Source organism: Thomasclavelia ramosa DSM 1402 (assembly GCF_014131695.1).
Classification (GTDB): domain Bacteria; phylum Bacillota_I; class Bacilli_A; order Erysipelotrichales; family Coprobacillaceae; genus Thomasclavelia; species Thomasclavelia ramosa.
The window spans coordinates 841,627-863,535 of the sequence record NZ_CP036346.1 but is presented as its reverse complement, the minus strand read 5'-3'; the positions used below and the strand labels follow the sequence as shown (position 1 = coordinate 863,535).

The following is a 21,909-nucleotide window of genomic DNA, read 5'->3' as shown; positions in this document are numbered from 1 at the left end:
CTACTTAATAAAATAAATATTTTTACGTCCCGGATGTAAATAAATTAATCCATCTCGAGTAAATGCTACTGTTTCTTCAGTATAGAAATAATAATCTTGGCCAAAAGCTTTGCTCTTTGTATTTAATTCAAGTGCATATGTTGTATCATATGACATTAACACATCACCTTTAACAGGAATTGCTTTTTGATTATTCCATAAACCAATCGTTGTCCCTGGCCCATGACCATAAATATTACATGGATGAGAATATAATACAGCTTCAATTCCTTCATCTTTACCTTGTTTCAAAGAATCTATCAAAACATCATTACCACTTTTACCATCAGCCATGTTTTCAGCCACAATGTCTTGAAAACGATCATTAACCTTCATTCCATCAAGCAATTCCTGTGGAATACTCTCTTCATCATCTTTAGCAATATAAGCCAATCTTTGAGTATCCGTACAAATATTCAAATATTTAATTCCAAAATCACAATGTAATAAATCACCTTTTTCAATTACACCAAAATATCGGGGATTATCTAAACCAGGTCGTTGTAAATCAACAGTTGGTTCAAACCAATAATCTAATCCTAGATCTTTAACACGCTGCATCATCAACCATTGTAAGTCCTCACAAGTAGTAACCCCTGGAATAATACTTTTTGAACTAAAAGCTTCTTCAATCACAGAAAAAGCAACCTCCATAACTTCTGGATGTAATTCTAATTCTAATGGAGTACGCAACTCCATCAGCTTAATTGCCAACATATCATTACGTACGATTCGTTCAGCATATTCTGGAGCCATTTTTGCTGTAATCATTTCATATAACCCCTGTGTCAATCCATCACTAAAAGCAAAATTATTTGAAACATTGACTGCAATTGTTTGTGGATCATATTCTTTGCATAAACGATTTAAACAAGCCATTTGATCTTCATTATTAAAATCAGTCCAATAACTTGTATAATATGGCGCTAATTCCTCACTTGGCATACAGAGAGAAAAACGATGTATATTATCCCCCTCTTTAACAAAAGCAAACAATGAAATTCTTCGTGCAGTTGGATAATTAGCTGGTGTAATTGCATGAAATAATGGATCTTCATTATATTCTTTAGAAGCACTGATCCACATATCAACATCATATTTTTTCATTACTTTAGGTAAAATAAGTTCTAATCGTTCTTTCAAACAAGCATCTTTAATTTGATATTGTTCTTTTACTGATCTAATCTCTTTCATAGTTTCCTCCTAGAAAAATAAGGTACACAAAGTGTACCCTATTTTATTTCTTATTTTTCAACTTTAGCATAAGCTAATTGATAATGTCCTTCTGGTGAATGAGTTACACCTGTTACTTTAGAAGACATTAAGTATGGTTCAGCATATCCAAATAATGGAATTACATAATGTTGTTCACCAACTAAATAGTTTTCTGCAGCATGTAAAGCATTCATACGTTCAGTTTTATCATCAATTGCATTAGCAGCAGCTACTAATTCTTCGTATTTAGCATCATCTACTGTGTTACCTGGAGTAGTTGAACCAACATACATTGATAAATAAGCCATTGGATCGATGAAGTCAGCAGTCATGGCATGACGACAGATTTCGAAATCACCTTTGTCACGAGCATCAAAGAATGCTTCACCTTCAGTTGCACTTAAAGTAAGATCAATATAAGCTTCTTTCATAGATGCTTGCATTGCTTGAGCAACGTTTTTATGCATAGTGTTATCATTGTAAGTATATGTTAATTTTAACATATTACTTTCACTATAACCTTTAGAAGTCATGATAGCTTTTGCTTCATCTAAGTTATAAGTAGCTAATTTTTCTACAGCATCTTGTTCTTCACGGAAGTCACCAGTTGCTCCAGGAATACCTTTTGGAATTAATCCATTTAATTCATAAGCATTGTCACCATATCCTAATGCTTTTAAAACATTAGCACGGTTAATTGATAATCCGATTGCATTACGGATATCAGCATCTTTTAATTCTTCTCTTGTATTTTCATCACCAGCATTGATTAATACGTAGTAGTTACATACAAAAGGATCGATTTTCCAAGATTGTTTCTTTAATTCATCCTTGCTATTGATAGTATCAATGTTACAAGAAGTAGCGAAATCTAAATCACCTTTTTCAAACGCACTAGTTTGTGCATCCATATCTGACATTACTTTAAAAGAAATAGAATTTAAAGTAACATTTTTAGCATCATAATATTCATCATTTTTTTCTAATAACACTTCATCTTTAGTGTTTACAGAAGTTACTTTGAATGCTCCATTGTAAGGAACATCAGAATTGTTACCCCAAGAAGATTTTGTAATATCTTCAGCATTTTCTTTCAAATAATCTTCTCTAACTGGATAGAATACAGTGTTAGTTAATAAAGAAGTAAAGTAAGCACATTTAGATTTTAACTTAATTTGAATAGTTGTATCATCTAAAGCAGTTGCTCCAAAGTCTTTTAATTCATCCATAGTAGTATAAGGAGTGTCAGTTTCTTTACCTGTTTTCTTATCCTTTACCATATGAGAAGTACCATCAATATATTGCCAAATAAATTGTGTGTAGTAACCACCAGTAGTTACCGCACGTTTCCAAGCATATACGAAGTCAGAAGCTTTTACTTTTTCTCCATCGCTCCATTTAGTATCCCCAGAAATCTTAATTGTGTAAGTAAGACCATCTTCACTGATTTCAGGCATATCAGTTGCTAAATTAGTAATTACATTACCATCAGTATCAAGTGTATATAAACCTTGATAAACTTGCGCTAAAATGTTAGCAGTTACTGAATCATCAACGATTGCAGGATCTAAGTCAGCAGTGTCTTTTCCTACTGCAACTCGTAAATCGGCTTCACTTCCGCCACCACAACCTGTTAAACAAGTTAGAGCCATTAAGAAGCTAAGACCATAAGCTAATAGTTTTTTCATGTTTTTTCCCCTTTCAACTATTTCTCATATAAGAAACATGCCACTTGACGATTTCCAACTGTTTTTAAAGCTGGTTTCTCTTGTGCACATCTCTCAGTTGCCTTTGGACAGCGTGTCCTGAAGACGCATCCACTAGGCGGATTTATCGGACTTGGAAGCTCACCTTCCAATACGATACGTTTTTTGTTGCGTGCTACCTTAGGATCCGGAATAGGTACCGAAGATAACAGCGCTTGAGTATATGGATGAAGTGGCTCATGATAAATATCATCAGCATCCCCAATTTCAACCATATTTCCCAAATACATTACCCCAATACGATCAGAAATATGTTTAACCATACTTAAATCGTGGGCGATAAATAAATATGCAATTCCCATTTCATTTTGAATCTTTTCAAGTAAATTGATAACCTGTGCTTGAATCGAAACATCCAAAGCTGAAATCGGTTCATCACATACAATAAACTTTGGATTTAATGCAAGGGTTCTCGCAATTCCAATTCTTTGTCTTTGTCCTCCTGAGAACTCATGAGGATAACGACGAATGTGATCTGGTTTCAAACCAACGATCTCTAATAATTCACGAACTCTTTTTTCGCGTTCTTCTTTTGTATCATAAACCCCATGAATATCCATTGGTTCACGAATAATTTCCCCAACAGTCATTCGTGGATTTAAACTTGCATATGGATCTTGAAAAATCATCTGCATATCACGACGGAACTCTTTTAATTTAGCTCCTTTAATTTTTGTAATATCTTCACCTTCAAAAATGACTTGCCCTTCTGTTGGATCATAAATTTTAACCAAAGCACGTCCAGTAGTACTTTTACCACATCCAGATTCTCCAACTAAGCCAAAAGTTTCACCAGGAGCAATCTCAAAATCCACTCCATCAACTGCTTTTACAACTTGTTTTTTAGCTAAGAATCCACCAGATACTGGGAAATGAACTTTAAGTCCTTTTACTTTTAAAATTGGTTCACTCATTGTCTATTCCCCTTTCCTTTTCAAATATGGATTATTTAACCAGCATGAGCTGCAGTGAGTACTTGAAAAATTACGATACTCATCCATGTGATCAACACAAATATTCATTGCGTTTTCACAACGATCAAGGAATGGACATCCTTCTGAAATATTTAATAAATCAGGTGGTGATCCAGGGATCGGATGTAATTCTTTTTTCTCTAAATCTTCAGGATTGGCAATACATGAAAGTAATCCTTTTGTATATGGATGTTGTGGATTATAGAAAATTTCATCAGTAGTTCCAGTTTCTACAATTTTACCACCATACATAATAGCAATACGATCACAAATACTAGCAACTACTCCTAAATCATGAGTAATCATGATAATACTTGAATCGATTTCATCTTTTAAACTTCCAATCAAATCTAATACTTGCGCCTGGATTGTAACATCTAACGCTGTTGTAGGTTCATCAGCAATGATTACTTTTGGATCACACGCTAAAGCGATTGCAATGATGATTCTTTGACGCATCCCACCAGAGAATTGATGAGGATATTGACGAATTCGATCTTCTGGTGAAGGAATTCCTACTTTACGCATTAAATCAATCGCTTTATCACGTGCTTCTTTTTTTGAAATTTTTGGATTATGATTAATAATCGGTTCAATTAATTGAGTCTCAATTCTTAATGTCGGATTTAAGAAAGTCATTGGATCTTGGAAGATCATTGCCATATCATTACCACGAATTCGATCCATTGTTTCTTCATATTTTTTACGACTATCAAAATGAGTCGGTGCTATTTCTTCACCATCAATTTTAATTGACCCATTAGTTACACTACCATTTCCAGCTAGTAATCCCATAATTGAGAACATTGTTTGTGATTTACCTGAACCAGATTCACCAACAACACCTAACACTTCGCCCTTATCTACATAAAATGATACATCACGAACAGCTTTAACTGTTCCATTTTCGGTACTAAATTCAGTAGTAAGGTCATTTACTTCTAACATCTTCATTCTATAATTCCCCTCCTACTTCTTCTTAGGGTCAAGGGCATCCCCTAAACCATCACCAATAAAGTTTAAAGCTAACATAGTTAAACAGATTGCTAAAATTGGCCATACAACCTGTAATGGCTGTGAACTGATCATCGCCCGTGCATCATTAGCTAAAGTCCCCCAGCTGGCTTGTGGAGCTGATAAACCGATACCTAAGAATCCTAATGTTGCTTCATAGAAAATTGCACTTGGAACTAACATTGTAAATGAAACAATAATTGGTCCCATACTATTTATAATCAAGTGTTTTAATAAAATTCTTTTTTTGCTAGCTCCTAAAACAAAGGCTGCTAATGAGAATTCTTGTTCTTTTAAAGTCATTACTTGAGCCCGTACTTGTCGAGCCATCCCCATCCATGAGGAAATACAGATCCCAATTATGATCGACTGGAAATTTGAACCCAATACAACTGTAATCATAATTAAGTATAACATATCTGGGATAGAATATAAGGCATCAACGATACGCATCATAATCATATCGACTTTTCCGCCAGCATATCCAGCGATAGCCCCATAAGTAACCCCAACACATAAAGAAATAATTGCGGCTGAGAATCCAACTGCAAGTGAGATCCGCCCACCGTACATAATCCTAACCAGTACATCACGACCAAAGCGGTCAGTACCAAAGATATGATCCATTGATGGACCAGCGAAAGTATTAGCCATATTTTGTCCATCATAAGTGTATGATGAGAAAATTGGCACAAAGATACATCCAATTGCCATTACCAATAAAAAGCATAACCCAATCAATGCTAATTTATTTTTCTTGAAACGATTCCAAGCATCTGCAATATATGTTTTACTTTCGTAAGCGATTTTTTCGCTATTCTTTTTCGAATCATCTAACTTCTCAAACATTTCTGGAGTAAGTTCGATGTTCATTACCTTATTTTCTTCCATCTTGCTTCCTCCTATTTTAATTTGATTCGTGGATCTACTACTGCTGATAGTAAATCAGTAATAATATTAAATGAAATTACCAAGAATCCTAAGAATATTGTTAATCCCATAATCATTGAATAATCACGAGTTTGAATACTTGAAACCATTTCTCGTCCAATTCCTGGTACTGAGAATAGAGTTTCAATAACGAAACTTCCTGTTAACATGTAGGCAAACGCAGGACCTGCATATGTAATAACTGGAATCAATGCATTTTTTAACGCATGCTTAATAACGACCTTTTTATAAGGTGTTCCTTTTGACCGCGCTAAGATAATATAATCTTGACGCATAACTTCAAGCATACTACTTCTAGTTAAACGACATACCATGGCAATTGGATAAAACGCCAATGACAAGGCTGGTAAAACATAATGAGCCGGTGAAGTCAGCCCCACAAATGGGAACAGCTTCAATTTAACCCCCAGAACAATCATTAAAAGTACCCCGATCAAAAATGATGGTACAGATACCCCGATTGTTGCAATAAACATACAAAGATTGTTAAGCCATTTACGTTTTGATAATGCAGCTGCAGTACCTAGTGCAACTCCAATCACTAGTGCTGAGGCAAAAGCAATTGCACCTAGTCTCGCTGTAACTGGGAAACTTTGTGAGATTGTTGTACCTACATCACGTCCAGGACGAACAATACTTTCCCCTAAATCACCATGAATCAAATCATTCATGTATAGAGTATATTGCTCAAATACTGGCTTATCTAAATTGTACTTTTTAATCGCAATTTCGCGTGCCGCTTCATTTTTATATTTTTCACCACTAATTGGCGACCCTGGTGTTGCCTTCATCAAAAAGAATGTTGCTGATGAAAGTAAGAACAGTGTTACGATACCAATGAGCACCCGCTTTAAAACATACCTAAACATTTAATCACCTATTCCTTTACTATATATCTACTAGGATACCTTAATATGTATCAAATTTCAAACATTTTTTTACACGCTAACCCCATGAGCCCCTAGGGATTCCGCCCAAAAACCGCAAATTGTATACGATTATACACAATTTGTTGGTATTAAAATTTTTTTATAAATACCATACTTTAATTGATTTCTGCGATAATTATACCAATAATTTATTATCAAGTCAATAATTTATTTAATTTTGTATTAAAGCGCATACAATTTAATTTTCAGAATAAATCCCTTTTCTCATACTTTTAGCACTATTTGCTGCCTCAATAATTTCATTTTTATAAGTGTAGTCATATCCGTAATCATAGAACTTTTCAACTAAACCTTCACGAGCAATTTGTTCTTGAAGTAATTCACCATCTACAAAGACCCATGCTAATAAACGCCCATACTTATCTTTACTATCACCATCTACATTTAATTCCAATTCGATTTTCGCAGCATTCGTCAATTGTGTTTTTGTATAATCGCTCGCTTCTTTACCATACGGCTCTATCTCTTTAGTTGATTCAGGTGTATCAATATATAAAAAACGAACTTTTGTACTCTCACCATCTACATTGAACCATGCTGTGTCACCATCAACACATCTATCTAAAGTTACTTCAAATCGTTCGCCTGTGGGAATTGATTTGTTCTGCTGATAAAAATTGTAACCAATTACCGCCAAGATAACTATGATTCCAAGCCATGATCTTAATAATTTCTTTTGTTGTGTTTTTGTTAGTTTAATCTTCTTAGCCATTAATTCCAACCGCCTTTTTCGCTAATACATCAGCTCTTTCATTATAAAAATCACCACTATGGGCTAATACTTTGACAAATGCAATTTTTAAATCTTGACGATACTCTTTTACTTTACGCTGATATTCTTGTGTTCCTGGTTTGTTTGCTTTCCACATACCATTTGCCCATTTTTCAATTCCCTCGTAATCAAAATAAATACAAATTTGTTTATAACCATTGTTTTTAGCAAATTCCATTGCACAAATACTGCCTAAAATTTCACCCGCAACATTACGCATCGAAGCATAATTTTCATCAGCACCTTTACCATACATTTCTTTGATTACTTTTTGTTCCTCAATAATCACACATCCAAAACCATATTCATGTGTCTTAATATTGTAGCTGCCATCAACATAAGCAATTAAACCCCCATCAAATTCTATCTTTTCTTCTTTAATAAATACTTTTGCATCCTCTAATGAAGTAAATGATTTATATATTGCTCCTTTAAATTTCTCAACTTGTTTCTTACATTCATCCCAAGATGAATAAATTCCTGGTTTGCGACCATTTTTTACTGCATAATATTTAGCCATAACTTCTCCTTTAATAATTGATAAAATGATTTTAAACTAGAAATTCTATTTAGTAAAGAAACTTAAAGGGTACTAAAGTAAGAAAAATTAATTTCCTTAGCCCTCAACAGTTGTCTATTTATCAATAATGAGTATAATTAATGTATTAGGTTAAAGGAGAAATAATATGGATATTGAAGAAAGATTTTTAAAATATGTAAGCATTGATACACAATCAGATGAATACTCAGATACTACCCCTTCAACGCTGAAACAACTAGATTTAGGAAAAGAATTAGTTAAAGAAATGTTGGAATTAGGAATCACAGATGCACATTTGGATGAATACGGTATTGTTTATGGAACAATTAAAGGGAATGGTGGTACCGGGGATATCATCGGCTTTATTGCTCATATGGATACTTCTCCAGATGCTAGCGGAACTAATATTAAACCTCAAAAAATCAATAATTATGATGGTTCTATCATCGAAATCAATAAAGAATTAGGACTTTCTTTAGACCCTGAAGAATTTGTTAGTCTAAAGAAAATGGTTGGTCATGATTTAATCACTACTGACGGTACTACTTTATTAGGAGCTGATGATAAAGCTGGTGTTGCTATCATTATGGATTTAGCAAATTATTTGTATGAACATCCTGAAGTCAAACATAATGATATTAAAATTGCTTTTACTCCTGATGAAGAAGTCGGGCGTGGAGCTGATAATTTCGATGTTAATAAATTTGGAGCCAAATATGCCTATACTTTAGATGGTGGGGATATTGAAGAATATAATTATGAAAACTTTAATGCATATAGTGCTCAAGTTGAAATAACCGGAAAATCAATCCACCCAGGAAATGCCAAAGATAAAATGGTTAGTGCAATCAATGTTGCAATTGAATTTGAAAACATGCTGCCAGCTCAGCAAAAAGCATATTTTACTGATGGTTATGATGGTTTCAATCATCTTCACCATTTAGAAGGTGGTTGTGAAAAAGCTACTTTAGAATACATCATTAGAAATCACGATCTTACATTAGCCAAAAAACAAATCAATGATTTTAAACGTATTAAAAAATATTTAGATGAAAAATATGGATATGAATTGATCAAACTAGATATTAAAGAATCATATTTAAATATGGCAGAAGTTATCAAAGAAAATTATTATATAATTGAAAGATTAGAAAAAGCAATGAATAGTGTTGGAATCCAAGGTTTTGCTAGTCCTATCCGTGGTGGTACCGATGGTGCTCGCTTAACATTTATGGGGCTTCCTTGCCCAAACATCGGCACCGGCGGTGATAATTTCCATGGTCCATTTGAATTTGTTTCACTCACGATGATGAAACAATCAGTTGAAATTTTAAAAGAGCTGATTAAAGAGTAGTTTTATGAAACGCTGTTTATTCATTATTAATCCGTCTTCGGGACAACGGACTATTCAAAACACTTTAGATAAATTAATTGGGCAGCTTACTTTGCGTCAATTAATTAATCATATTGATGTTTTCTACACCTTAAAAAAAGATGATGCTTATTTTAAAGCACTAAATGCTGACGAACAAGACTATGATTTCATTACAGTAGTTGGCGGTGATGGAACGATCAATGAAGTAGTTAGCGGGATGGTTGCCAGCGATAAAAAAATTCCACTATGTATACTGGCAGCGGGAACTGTCAATGACTTCGCAAATTATTTGAACCTACCTAGCAATATCGAAGGAGTTTGTAATTTAATCAATAATTTTAAGACTGTCTGTTGCGATGTAGGTAAAATCAACGAACGCTATTTTATGAATGTGGCTGCCGGGGGAATGTTCAGTGATGTATCATTCACCGTTAGCAAAGCTGATAAAAAAAGATTAGGTCCCTTAGCTTACTATCTAAACGGTATTGCTAATCTTCCTAGTCAATTAAATACTAATATTAATTTAAAAATTGTTTTAGATGATGCTAATATTTTAGAAACAGAAGCAAAAATGTTTATGGTTACAAATACAAATCGTGTTGGCGGATTTGAAAATATTATCCCTTATGCAGATATTCAAGATGGAATGCTTGATTTAATCGTAATAAAAAAATGTTCTGTTACTGATTTAGTTGCTCTATCAAAAGATTATTTGTTGAAAAAACATGCTAATAGCCCATTTATTTCTTATGTTCAAGCAAAAAAAATTGAGATTTACAGCCAACAAAAAGTTGTAATTGATATTGATGGTGAAGAGGGGTCACCATTGCCAGTGACAATTGAAGCAATAAGCCAAGCTATCAATATTTTAGTACCATAGGAGTTTGTTAAACAGACTCCTTTTTTATTGTTTGATTATTTAATTTATATTATAATCTATCTGTACATCAAGGAGGAAATTACATGCACCCAAAATATCATTTAACAGCCCCTAAACATTGGATCAATGATCCTATCGGGTTTATTTATTACCAAAATAATTATCATTTATTTTATCAGCATTTTCCTTATGAAAATAAGTGGGGAACAATGCACTGGGGTCATGCTACTAGTAAAGACCTAGTAAACTGGGTTGACCAGGGAATTGCATTATACCCTAGTAAAGACTTTGATGCAAATGGTTGTTTTTCTGGTTCAGCATTAGAAGTTGATAAAAAAATGTATCTATATTATACGTCTGTTGTTTATCAAAAAGTCAATCCCGAAAATATTCATAAAACTGCCCCAGGTTATGATTTTTATTCTAGCCAAAGTATGATTATAAGCGATGATGGATTTAACTTCGATAATCTTAATCAAAAACAATTGATCATTCCAGTATTTAAAGATGGCGAAGTCGGTCATCCTGTTCATACACGTGATCCAAAAGTATGGAAATTCCAAGATACTTACTATATGGTTTTAGCAAGTAAGTATTTAGATGATAACAATGATTATAATGGTCAATTATTATTTTATACTTCTAAAAATGCAACTGAATGGCATTATGCTAATAATTATCGCGGCATTAAATGCGGTGATATGTGGGAATGCCCAGATATTTTTACAGTTGCCCATCAGGATATATTGATCATGTCTCCAGAACGGACTAATGATAGCGGCTATCCATCTCACGCACGTATTACAACAGCTAATTTTGATCATCAAAACTGTCAATTAGAGATTACTGGTGAACTAAATTATCTTGACTATGGTTTAGATATTTATGCTCCCCAAACAACGATTGACGAAGCCGGACGAAGAATTTATGTAGGCTGGATGCGTATGCCTGTTGCCGATGAAGCTAACTGGATTGGATTAATTACTTATCCACGTGTAATCACATATCAAAATGATGCTATATTTACGAATATTCATCCATCTGTCGATAGTCTCTTTAAAAAGCCTGCAACTGAGTTTAAAGCTACGCAGGCATGCAAGATCGTGACTAATTTAAAAACAGGTGATTTCATAAATATTGGAGGTTATCTTATCAAGTATGACGATTGTCTTTGTATCGATCGTTCTAATGTGTTTAAATCTGATACGGCATTAAAAGAGCTACGTTCACCAAAAATCGATCACTGTAATTTAAACATCTACTATGACCAGGATATTATTGAAATTTATATTAATAATGGTCAATATGTTTTATCAAATATCGTCTATGAAATGGCAGATACGATTAAGAGTAATACTGGTTTTGAAATCTTTACTGACTAGAACTTGTTTTAAACAGGTTCTTTTAGTTTAAAAATAACTTATTATGGCAAATATTGCTGATTTAAAACCGTTTTATACTTCTGTGACCCCAATTTATTAAATTTTCAGAAAAACTCCTCAAATTCAACAAAATCAGTCATTTAAGGTAGGTATATTATTATAATCATTTCAATATTTTATGAAGACAACTTTGATTAAAAAATTATTCTTTTTACCAAAATAATAAAAGCGAATTCTCTTGAGAACTCGCTTTTGCCTTTATCTGCTGGGAATTACTATTGCGGCAATAATATAAGCAATAAAGCCACTGCCTCCCATAGCAGAGAAAATAATCCAACCTAATCTTACCAATGAAGGATCAAGATCAAAGTATTCTGCAATTCCACCACATACTCCACAAACCATCCGATCTTGTCGTGATCGATAAATTCTTTTCATTTCTTACACCTCCATCTTAATTCTAATACTTCCAACATTACAATCAGCTTCTATTTTACGTTGACCGCCACTATGACTATATTCATCACTCAGTCCGTCACTTCGATAACTTCCAATACTAATATCACCAACATCACTATCGACTTCATAACTGTAATCTGATTCACTACCTACCATTGTTGCATCAATATCTCCAGCATCGCAGTTAAATTCACTTCGATAACTATTCAACAAGTTAATCCGTGCATCCCCGGCATCAACGTCTACTTTAGTATATGATGCAATAATATTTTCGGCCTTAAAACTTCCAGCATCCACATCAATTTCAACATCATTAGCCTTCAAATTAGGAACAATCAATTCTCCAGCATCTACTTCTAATTCAACTTTATTAAATTCATAGCTATTCGGTATATAAATTTTAATTCTAGTTGTTATATCGGTAACATTTATAAGATGCCAAAATCTAAAACTATCCTTTACAATCAAAGTGTTTTGTTCTTGATATAATTTAATTTTTTTGCTCACATTTTTTGCTTCAACTTTAATTGTACTACCTTCATATTCAATTAATTCAACAGTTCCAGCTTCTGCTTGAATTTCCAAATTTTTAATGTCTGTAAATTCTTTTGTTACATCCATCGTTTTAGTAATAGGTAGACTGATTGTAAAATCACCCTTATCATAAAGAGTTTCCAGTTCTGAAAAACCACCAATCATCGTACCGCTGATGAACAATACAATTGCAAGCAACAACGCTCCTAATGCCACATACCCTATTTTTTTCATCGCCGATCACCTACCCTATTAAATATATTTTGACAAAAATCAACGATTCCTCTAATAACAGCAGGGATTATTTTAATCAAACCTTTAGCTAACCAGAAAAAGACGAATGCTAAAGCAATTAAAGCACATCCTGCCGCCATGGTAATCAATCCTGCGCCTGGATACGCTGCAATAATCATAAATGCTTTGACAAAGCAGACTATCGCACCAATCAAACAAGCGGCTCCACCACACAAAATACCAACTCCAAGGCCAAATACAGCTCCAAAAAAACCTAATCCTAAACCAAGAATCCCACCACCTACTGGTAAAGCTAGAAAAACAGCCCCAATAATGATAAATATTAATAAGATTCGATTTCGGTCGGAATTTCCTCTAAAATTATTCTTGTGACGTTTATTATTTTGATAATCATTATTATCATCAGCAGCTGTCTCCTCTTCACTAATAATTTTAGCATCAATAATTTCACGAGATTGTTTATAATTTGAATTATCCATCCCTTTTTCACTATACTCAATATCCTGATCAAACTGATTATCTAAACCAGCTTTAATGATCGCTGCAACCCGTTCAGGAGAGCCTAAATCATTTATAACCTGCTGTTCATTTTCTGGACCAGCTTCATCAAAATAATCTTCATAATATTGCATAGCTTCTTCTCGTTCAGCATCTTCAATATCTTGAAGTAAAAATGCTAGTTCTTCAATAAACTTTTTACGATTCATAATTATTTCCCCCCTTCAATAATTTTATTGATCTTACGCACATACTCATGCCATTCCCCTTTATACATCTCAAGTTGAGCTTGTCCTTGTGACGTTATTTTATAATAACGTCGATTTCTCCCACCATACTCTTGATCATATGTTTCTAAACAATTATCCTTTAATAATCTTCTTAAAACAGGATACAAGGTCGATTCTGAAACATCAAGAGCAATTCTAACATCTTGTGTAATTTTGTAACCATAAGTTCCCTCGGCCTCCTTGGAAACTACTGAAAGAACAATTGCATCTAGCAATGCAGCTCCTGTATTAAATATCATAAGCCCAGCTCCTTTCATATTTATCTTTCAATAATATTATATTCTATATAGTATTATCTGTCAACTAATAATATATAATTATTATATATTATAAAAAAAGAAACATCATTTGATGTTTCTCATTAGTTACAGGTATGTACTCCTTCCTTAAATTTCTTTAAAGTTTTTGTTATTTCTAACATACATATCCAATATATGTATAAATAATTTTTCCTCTATCAGTAATTTCATTGTTCTAAATGTCTCATAGCTCAAATAAAACGCTATAACCAACACGATTCACCTCCAAAACATCGCATTGATTCTCAATTGCCCAAACTTTTAATAACGCTATCCAATATTTATCACATCCCAAGCGATTACTATAATTAAGCTGCTTGTATATGAAGCCATTTGAAAATTCTGGAGAATTTTAGATTATAACAAATAAAAGCACTAATATCTTATCCATTCTCAAAATTTAATTTCACTGCCCATCTGATAATATTCCGCTTATTTAAAATAAGATGTATTTCATCGTAACTGAATAATTCCTTTTCATGATTTACAATCATCAAATTTTAAAATTATGACATTGCAATTTTCATCAACGTTTTCCCATAGGCTATTAACATAAATAAAATTTTATCACTTTGTTAATTATTGTTTTTTTTAAGATATTTTTCACATATTCATTTTTAATAATATTTTCAAGGAGGTAATAATGAAGAAGGTTAAAAATATATTGATTGGACTATTAGTATTTAGCATTATTGCGTTATGCTTTATCTTTAACGGTCCCTTAGTTACCGAGGCCTCTAGTGATGATGAAAATAGTCGTCCCTATACACAATTAAAAAATACCACTAGTGATCCGGAAACTATTTACAGTGATAAATATCAAAAAAATATTTATCAGCAAATTAAAAAGATTAAACAAATAAATAATTACACTTTTAACAATCCCTTGTTAATTGAAAATCCTTATGGAACAAACACCACAGGAATCTATATGTATTTTACAACTGATTATCAATGCGTTGCGACATATACCATCAGTTGCGAAGGATACGAAGACTTCACCAGAACACTTAATACTAATAGTTTAAGCGGCTTTTCTAAAGAACATGAATATTTGCTAATCGGATCTATTCCCGATGCTAAAAACACTATTACTGTTACATTAACGGATACCAATGGCAAACAAGTTGATTCTATTACGTGGAGCTATCAAGCACCTAAATTATCAGGCGGTGATCAATATCTCAGCGTTGCAACTGAAAGTTATGATACTACATCAGCGCTAAGCAACGGTTTATACACCGTTTTAGGTAATGATGTAACCGAAGAAAATGATGAACAGACCTATATGCGATTATATGATAACGATGGCGTGATTAGAAGTGAAATTCCTATCATTTCATACCGCAGTCATCGAATTTTATTCGAAGATAATACTATGTATTTAAGTGTTTCAAGCACAAAGATCGTAGGAGTTGATCAAACTGGTTATGTTTCGACAATTTATTCTACTGGTGATTACAAATTGCATCATGACTATATTTTCGACAGTCAAAATAACTTAATTGTTTTAGCCAGTAAAAAGAATGCGGTAACTAGTGAAGATAAAATCATTATGATTGATCATAATACTAAAGCTATCACAGAACTTGTTGATTTAATTGAACTCTTTCCAGATTACTATAAAACTACCGCCAAGCCAGATTCTGCAAATGATTTAGATTGGATGCATATCAACTCACTTGAACTAGTTGGAAAAGATAGTTTGATCATTAGTTCACGAGAAACTTCAACAATTATGAAGTTAGATAATATTTATAGTAATCCAACAGTTGACTATATGATCGGTTCTAATAATTTCTGGCAAGAAAGTGGTTACGATGATTTACTTTTGACTAAGACAAGTGACTTTTCATTGCAGGCAGGACAGCACTGTGTTACCTATGTTGAAGATGCCACTCTTGCCAGCGGACAATATTATTTATATCTATATAATAATAATCTAGCAGTCAGTACAACTCGCAGCGATTATAATTGGAAAGAAGATAATAATTATCAAAATGTTTCTTACGATACTAAAAACGGTATTTCTTATTATTATAAATATTTAATTGATGAAAATAACCGTACTGTTTCTTTGGTTAATACAATCCCCGTTGATTACTCTGGTTATGTAAGCAGTGTCCAAGAACTTGATAACAATATTATTATTGATAGCGGAATGGCAATGTCATGGGGCGAATATGATCAATTTGGTACTTTGATCAAAAAATTCACAACAACCGGGGGCAAATTCGTTTATCGTGTCTTTAAATATGATTATAATGACTATTGGTTTCAATAACCCAATAGTCATTTTTTAATCTATGTATAGATATTTATCATATTTAATATACTAATTAATTTAAATAAAAAGAGCCTAAGCTCTTTTTATTTATTTTTCTAATGCCTGTTTTGCTAATGCTAGAGCACCACACACACCAGCATTATCACCTAAAGCAGGTGATACAATATAATCATCAATCTTATCCGTTAAAATTTCATCTTTTTGAATATATCCATTTAAGAATTCTCTTAAATATTTATGAATTAATGGGAACATTTGTTTTTGTTTTGAGACCCCACCACCTAAGATGATTTTCTTTGGTGAAATAACTAAAACATAAGTTGCTAGAGCCTGACCGATATAGTAAGCTTCTAAATCCCAAGCAGGATGGTCAGCCGGTAATTCAAAACCTTTTTTACCCCAACGTGCTTCAATTGCCGGTCCTGCTGCTAAACCTTCAAAACACGTACCGTGGAAAGGACATTTACCTGCATAAGTATCGTCTTCACGAACAATCATATTCATGTGTCCCATTTCTGGATGTAATAACCCATGAACTAAATTTCCTTCAACAATAGCACCACATCCAATTCCTGTACCAATTGTCATATACAAAGCACTGTCTAAACCTTTGGCTGCACCAAAATAAGCTTCACCTAAAGCAGCACCATTAACATCAGTATCGAATCCCATAGGAATATCATAACGTTCCTTTAAAGCACCCATGATATTAAAGTTACCCCATCCTGGTTTTGGTGTTGTTGTAATATATCCATAAGTTGGACTGTTTAAATCTGGATCGATTGGTCCAAAACATCCGACTCCAAGTGCCTCAATATCTTTTCCATCAAAAAATTTAAAAATATTCGCCATTGTTTCTTCTGGAGTTTCAGTTGGGAAAGAATCTCTTTCTATTACATTTCCAAATTCATCACCAATACAAACTACGAATTTAGTTCCTCCAGCTTCAATTGCACCTAATTTCATCTATTCTTCCTCCTCATTTTTACATTTCCATTATAGCTTAATTTACTATACAAATGAATAGTTTAAGTGCAAAAACAGAAACTTTTGACAAGATGTTTCATAAGTTTTCGTAAAATCATCAAATTCATGAAACTACGTTTCATCTAAAAAAATATAGATAGTATTAAACTATCTATATTTATCCGTATGTAATAATTTATTAGCGTTATCAATACGCTCTTGATTTGGTGGGTTAATTCCGTCTAATTGATAAGGAATCCCTAGTTCTTCCCATTTAAATACTCCTAGTGTATGATAAGGTAAAACTTCCACTTTCTTAACATTATTCAAAGTACTAATAAATTTATCTAATTCTGTTAAATATTCATCTTTATCACTGATACCCGGTACTAAAACATGACGAATCCAAACAGGTTTATTTATCGTACTTAAATATTTTGCCATATCTAAAATATTATCATTACCTTTTCCTGTTAACTCTTGATGCTGTGTACTATCAATATGTTTAAGGTCTACTAATAATAAATCTGTATATTTCATTAATTCATTAAATTTAGAAAAAAACGGTTCTTCTCTAGTAAAATTACCACCACTAGTATCAATACAAGTATTGATTCCTTCTTTTTTCGCTAATTTAAATAATTCAATTAAAAAATCAATTTGTAATAATGGTTCACCACCACTAACTGTAATTCCACCATCATTTCCCCAATAGCTCTTGTATTTAAGTGCTTTAGCAATTGCTTCTTGAGGTGTCATTTCCATTGTCGACTTAGCATTAGCCCAAGTATCTGGATTATGACAGAATTTACAGCGTAACGGGCATCCATGTAGAAAGATTATATAGCGTATTCCCGGACCATCAACTGAACCGAAACTTTCAATAGAATGTACAAAACCCTTGATTGCTGTTTCCATGTTAATCTCCTTTTTCATTAAAACAGCCTCTTTTAATTAAGAGGCTGTTGTTATGCTTATTTTTCAATAACTATTACATAGATTTATGGCAAGTTCTTGAAATAACATCCATTTGTTGTTCACGAGTTAAATCAATGAATTTAACTGCATATCCAGATACACGGATTGTGAAGTTTGCATATTCTTCTTTTTCTGGATGTTCCATAGCATCAATTAATTTTTCAGTTCCAAATACGTTTACATTTAAGTGATGAGCACCTTGTGCAAAGTATCCATCCATTACTTGAACTAAATTAGTTTTACGTTCTTCTTCATCATGACCTAAAGTATCAGGGCTGATTGTTTGAGTATTAGAAATACCATCTAATGCCCATTCGTATGGTAATTTAGCAACAGAATTTAATGAAGCTAATAAACCAGATTGTTCTGCACCGTAAGAAGGGTTAGCACCTGGTGATAATGGTTCACCAGCTTTACGTCCATCAGGTAATGAACCAGTAGCTTTACCATAAACAACATTAGAAGTAATTGTTAAGATAGAAGTAGTTGGTTCTGAATCACGGTAAGTGTGATGTTTTTTAAGTTTATTTAAGAATTCTTTTAATAACCATACTGCAATATCATCAGCACGATCATCATCGTTACCATAACGAGGGAAGTCTCCTTCAATTTCGTAATCAATTGCAATACCATCTTCATCACGAACTGTTTTAACTTTCGCATATTTAATTGCACTTAATGAATCTACTACATGAGAGAATCCAGCAATACCAGTTGCAAATGTACGTCTTACATCTGTATCAATTAAAGCCATTTCAGCTGCTTCATAATAATATTTATCATGCATATATTGGATTAAGTTAAGTGTATTTACATAAATATCAGCTAACCATTCCATCATTTGGTCATATCTTTCCATTACTTCTTCGTAATCTAAATATTCAGAAGTGATTGGACGATATTTTGGAGCTACTTGAGTTTTTGTTTTTTCATCGATACCACCATTGATAGCGTATAATAAACATTTAGCTAAGTTAGCACGAGCTCCGAAGAATTGCATTTCTTTACCAGTTTGAGTTGCAGATACACAACAGCAAATTGAATAATCATCACCCCATACAGGACGCATTACATCATCATTTTCATATTGTACTGAGCTAGTATCAATTGAAATCTTAGCTGCATATTTTTTGAAATTTTCTGGTAATGCAGCAGTATATAATACTGTTAAGTTTGGTTCTGGTGAAGGCCCCATGTTTTCTAATGTGTGTAAGAAACGGAAATCATTTTTAGTAACCATAGAACGTCCGTCAGTTCCAAGTCCTGCAACTTCTAGTGTAGCCCATACTGGGTCACCAGAGAATAATTGGTTGTAAGAAGGAATACGAGCGAATTTAACCATTCTACATTTCATTACTAAATGATCAATTAATTCTTGAGCTTCAGCTTCTGTGATAATTCCAGCTTCTAAATCTCTTTCAAGATAGATGTCTAAGAATGTTGATACACGTCCAACTGACATAGCAGCACCATTTTGAGTTTTGATAGCAGCTAAATATCCGAAATATAACCATTGAACTGCTTCTTTAGCATTTTTAGCTGGTTCAGAAATATCGAAACCATAAGCTTCAGCCATTTTCTTCATACCATTTAATGCTTTAATTTGTTCAGCTAATTCTTCACGTTGACGGATAGTATCATCTCTCATTGATCCACTTCCGCAATGTGCTAAATCATTTTGTTTTTCTTCAATTAAGAAATCAATACCATATAAAGCAACACGACGATAATCACCAACGATACGTCCACGTCCATAAGTATCTGGTAAACCTGTGATGATTTTATTACGACGAGCTAATCTGATTTCTGGTGTATATACATCGAAAACCCCTTGGTTATGAGTTTTATGATATTCTGTAAAGATTCTTCCTAATTCAGGATCTGGTGTATATCCATAAGTTTCACAAGCTTGTTGTGCCATCTTGATACCACCATAAGGCATAAATGCTCTTTTTAAAGGTTTATCAGTTTGTAACCCTACAACTGCTTCTAAATCTTTAAGTTCTTCGTCAATATATCCAGCACCATAAGCAGTTAATCCAGAAACCACATGAGTTTCCATATCTAATACTCCACCTTTAGCGCGTTCTTCTTTTTGAAGTTCTTGTAATTTACCCCATAATTTATCTGTAGCTTCAGTAGGTCCAGCCAAGAATGATTCATCACCATCATATGGCTTGTAGTTATTTTGGATGAAGTCACGTACGTTCACTTCCTCTTTCCAAAGTCTACCTTTAAAGCCATTCCATTGATCTTTTTCTAACATGTTTCTTTCTTCCTCCTTGAAATTTAATAACTGTTAGTTAAGTTTCTTACTTAAGTTTTAAATAATAATCTGATGGATTTGCAAGGGATGTCATCAAGACTAATATTCTACTACTATCGTAATGCACTTACATAATAAGAATAACACACACTATATTTTGGAAAATAACTTTATTTTCCTTTGTTATCCACGACTGCATTATATTATAAATTGTTTTTATAATTCAAGTCATTTGCACCAAAAAAACAAATTATTTTCAACAAATTTTAATCATTTTTTAAGATATAATGAAACAGTTGTTTTGTTAGCGCTTACAAATACTTTTTTTTAACTTTTAAAGATTTTTATTAATAAATTTAAAATAAACGAATATATTATATTACCACGATTTTATTATCTATTTAATAAAATAAAAATATTTTTACATTAAAAATTAAATCTATTAAATAGTAGATTTTTTTTTCAATTTATTATATAGTAATATCTAGTTGTTAGGAGGGTACAAAATGGATTTAACATTCAACACCAATACTGATTTTGATCAAACAAAAGTACTAATTACTAATATCATTAAAAATACTGCTGATGACTATGATTTATTTCTTTCAGAAAATTCAATCAATAATCTCTCAGTACATTTAACCATTGCAATTATCCGGATCAAATCAAATAATTATATTCCCATGAGTAACAGTCAAATCGCTTCATATAAACAAGATCATAGTTATCCATATGCAAAAATGTTATGCGACCGTTTAGCACGTGAATTTGAAATTGATTTTCCTGAAGCTGAGATTTCATTGGTTTCCATGTATCTATCAAAAAATCAAAAATTAGATTTAGAAATAAATTCTGGTTTTGATTTACTTGACGATCAAGTTTTTAAGATTTTAAGAGAAACAATGTATACAATTTATCAAGACTATCATAAAGACTTTAGAAATGATGATAAATTATTCGTTGCTATCGGTTTACATTTAGAACCAGCTTTAGAACGTCTTGCAAATGGTCAACTTGTTGAAAATCCTTTAAAAGAAAAAATAATCGAACGTCATCAAGAGGAATTTAATTATAGTAAGATTTTAAATGATGTTGTTAGACATGATTTAAATCTATCATTCGATGATGATGAATTAGCTTTTATCGCATTACATTTTGTTGTTGCTAATAATCGCATCGATGAATAAAATAAATATCTAAATAAAAATATCTTCATTT

The 21,909-nt window shown here is 32.6% G+C and carries 20 protein-coding genes; 5 read left to right on the top strand and 15 right to left on the bottom strand.

All coding sequences use genetic code 11. The annotated features are described in order from the left end of the window. The 8 genes from EYR00_RS04100 to EYR00_RS04065 form a co-directional block, all read right to left on the bottom strand. Nucleotides 1-1,233 (bottom strand): M24 family metallopeptidase, encoded by a 1,233-nt coding sequence (locus EYR00_RS04100; RefSeq protein WP_003534828.1) that lies wholly within the window; start codon nt 1,231-1,233, stop codon nt 1-3. A 50-nt stretch (nt 1,234-1,283) separates the two neighbouring features. After that, entirely contained in the window at nt 1,284-2,942 is a 1,659-nt protein-coding gene (locus EYR00_RS04095; RefSeq protein WP_003534831.1) for a peptide ABC transporter substrate-binding protein, read from the bottom strand. A gap of 17 nt (nt 2,943-2,959) precedes the next feature. Then, on the bottom strand, nt 2,960-3,934 hold the full coding sequence (locus EYR00_RS04090) for an ABC transporter ATP-binding protein (RefSeq protein WP_003534833.1): 975 nt from the start codon (nt 3,932-3,934) through the stop codon (nt 2,960-2,962). A 3-nt stretch (nt 3,935-3,937) separates the two neighbouring features. Further along, entirely contained in the window at nt 3,938-4,948 is a 1,011-nt protein-coding gene (locus EYR00_RS04085; protein ID WP_003534834.1) for an ABC transporter ATP-binding protein, read from the bottom strand. Nucleotides 4,949-4,963: 15 nt separating this feature from the next. Then, nucleotides 4,964-5,899: an ABC transporter permease gene (locus tag EYR00_RS04080; protein ID WP_003534835.1), complete on the bottom strand. Its 936-nt coding sequence runs from the start codon at nt 5,897-5,899 to the stop codon at nt 4,964-4,966. Between the two features lie 11 nt (nt 5,900-5,910). Beyond that, the gene (locus EYR00_RS04075) at nt 5,911-6,828 is read right to left on the bottom strand and encodes an ABC transporter permease (RefSeq protein ID WP_008792052.1); all 918 of its coding nucleotides are present in this window, start codon (nt 6,826-6,828) and stop codon (nt 5,911-5,913) included. Nucleotides 6,829-7,087: 259 nt separating this feature from the next. Continuing rightward, nucleotides 7,088-7,621 carry a thermonuclease family protein gene (locus tag EYR00_RS04070; RefSeq protein WP_003534837.1) on the bottom strand — a complete coding sequence of 178 codons (534 nt, stop codon included), beginning with the start codon at nt 7,619-7,621 and terminating at the stop codon, nt 7,088-7,090. Next, nucleotides 7,614-8,201, bottom strand: coding sequence for a ribonuclease H1 domain-containing protein (locus tag EYR00_RS04065; RefSeq protein WP_003534839.1), 588 nt, complete (start codon nt 8,199-8,201; stop codon nt 7,614-7,616). The genes EYR00_RS04070 and EYR00_RS04065 overlap by 8 nt, the downstream gene beginning before the upstream one ends. A gap of 166 nt (nt 8,202-8,367) precedes the next feature. On the opposite strand from EYR00_RS04065, the gene pepT reads away from it, so the two are divergent. The 3 genes from pepT to EYR00_RS04050 all read left to right on the top strand — a co-directional run bounded on the left by pepT (nt 8,368) and on the right by EYR00_RS04050 (nt 11,859). Next, nucleotides 8,368-9,576 carry a peptidase T gene (gene pepT, locus EYR00_RS04060; protein WP_003534841.1) on the top strand — a complete coding sequence of 403 codons (1,209 nt, stop codon included), beginning with the start codon at nt 8,368-8,370 and terminating at the stop codon, nt 9,574-9,576. 4 nt (nt 9,577-9,580) lie between these two features. After that, on the top strand, nt 9,581-10,477 hold the full coding sequence (locus tag EYR00_RS04055) for a diacylglycerol/lipid kinase family protein (RefSeq protein WP_003534844.1): 897 nt from the start codon (nt 9,581-9,583) through the stop codon (nt 10,475-10,477). 83 nt (nt 10,478-10,560) lie between these two features. After that, nucleotides 10,561-11,859, top strand: coding sequence for a glycoside hydrolase family 32 protein (locus tag EYR00_RS04050; RefSeq protein ID WP_003534846.1), 1,299 nt, complete (start codon nt 10,561-10,563; stop codon nt 11,857-11,859). Between the two features lie 258 nt (nt 11,860-12,117). Here the strand turns inward: EYR00_RS04050 and EYR00_RS04045 are convergent, their stop codons facing one another. Genes EYR00_RS04045 through EYR00_RS04030 form a run of 4 tightly spaced genes read right to left on the bottom strand, consistent with a single transcriptional unit; the run spans nt 12,118 to nt 14,134 of the window. Continuing rightward, entirely contained in the window at nt 12,118-12,297 is a 180-nt protein-coding gene (locus tag EYR00_RS04045; protein WP_003534847.1) for a PspC domain-containing protein, read from the bottom strand. A 3-nt stretch (nt 12,298-12,300) separates the two neighbouring features. Continuing rightward, a complete protein-coding gene (locus EYR00_RS04040; RefSeq protein WP_003534849.1) occupies nt 12,301-13,086 on the bottom strand; it encodes a DUF4097 family beta strand repeat-containing protein in 786 nt (261 codons plus the stop codon). Continuing rightward, entirely contained in the window at nt 13,083-13,814 is a 732-nt protein-coding gene (locus tag EYR00_RS04035; RefSeq protein ID WP_003534851.1) for a DUF1700 domain-containing protein, read from the bottom strand. Before EYR00_RS04035 ends, EYR00_RS04040 begins: the two co-directional genes overlap by 4 nt. 2 nt (nt 13,815-13,816) lie before the next feature. Then, the gene (locus EYR00_RS04030; RefSeq protein WP_008792057.1) at nt 13,817-14,134 is read right to left on the bottom strand and encodes a PadR family transcriptional regulator; all 318 of its coding nucleotides are present in this window, start codon (nt 14,132-14,134) and stop codon (nt 13,817-13,819) included. Nucleotides 14,135-14,837: 703 nt separating this feature from the next. On the opposite strand from EYR00_RS04030, the gene EYR00_RS04025 reads away from it, so the two are divergent. Then, the gene (locus EYR00_RS04025; protein WP_003534854.1) at nt 14,838-16,478 is read left to right on the top strand and encodes an aryl-sulfate sulfotransferase; all 1,641 of its coding nucleotides are present in this window, start codon (nt 14,838-14,840) and stop codon (nt 16,476-16,478) included. Between the two features lie 90 nt (nt 16,479-16,568). Here the strand turns inward: EYR00_RS04025 and EYR00_RS04020 are convergent, their stop codons facing one another. The 3 genes from EYR00_RS04020 to pflB form a co-directional block, all read right to left on the bottom strand. Next, nucleotides 16,569-17,447 (bottom strand): ROK family protein, encoded by an 879-nt coding sequence (locus EYR00_RS04020; protein ID WP_003534857.1) that lies wholly within the window; start codon nt 17,445-17,447, stop codon nt 16,569-16,571. 168 nt (nt 17,448-17,615) lie between these two features. Continuing rightward, nucleotides 17,616-18,383, bottom strand: coding sequence for a pyruvate formate-lyase-activating protein (gene pflA / locus EYR00_RS04015; protein WP_003534859.1), 768 nt, complete (start codon nt 18,381-18,383; stop codon nt 17,616-17,618). 55 nt (nt 18,384-18,438) lie between these two features. Further along, nucleotides 18,439-20,691, bottom strand: a complete 2,253-nt coding sequence (gene pflB / locus EYR00_RS04010) for a formate C-acetyltransferase (protein ID WP_003534860.1) — start codon at nt 20,689-20,691, stop codon at nt 18,439-18,441. 506 nt (nt 20,692-21,197) lie between these two features. Here pflB and EYR00_RS04005 point away from each other — a divergent pair. After that, a complete protein-coding gene (locus tag EYR00_RS04005) occupies nt 21,198-21,878 on the top strand; it encodes a BglG family transcription antiterminator (protein ID WP_003534861.1) in 681 nt (226 codons plus the stop codon). Nucleotides 21,879-21,909 lie beyond the last annotated feature (31 nt).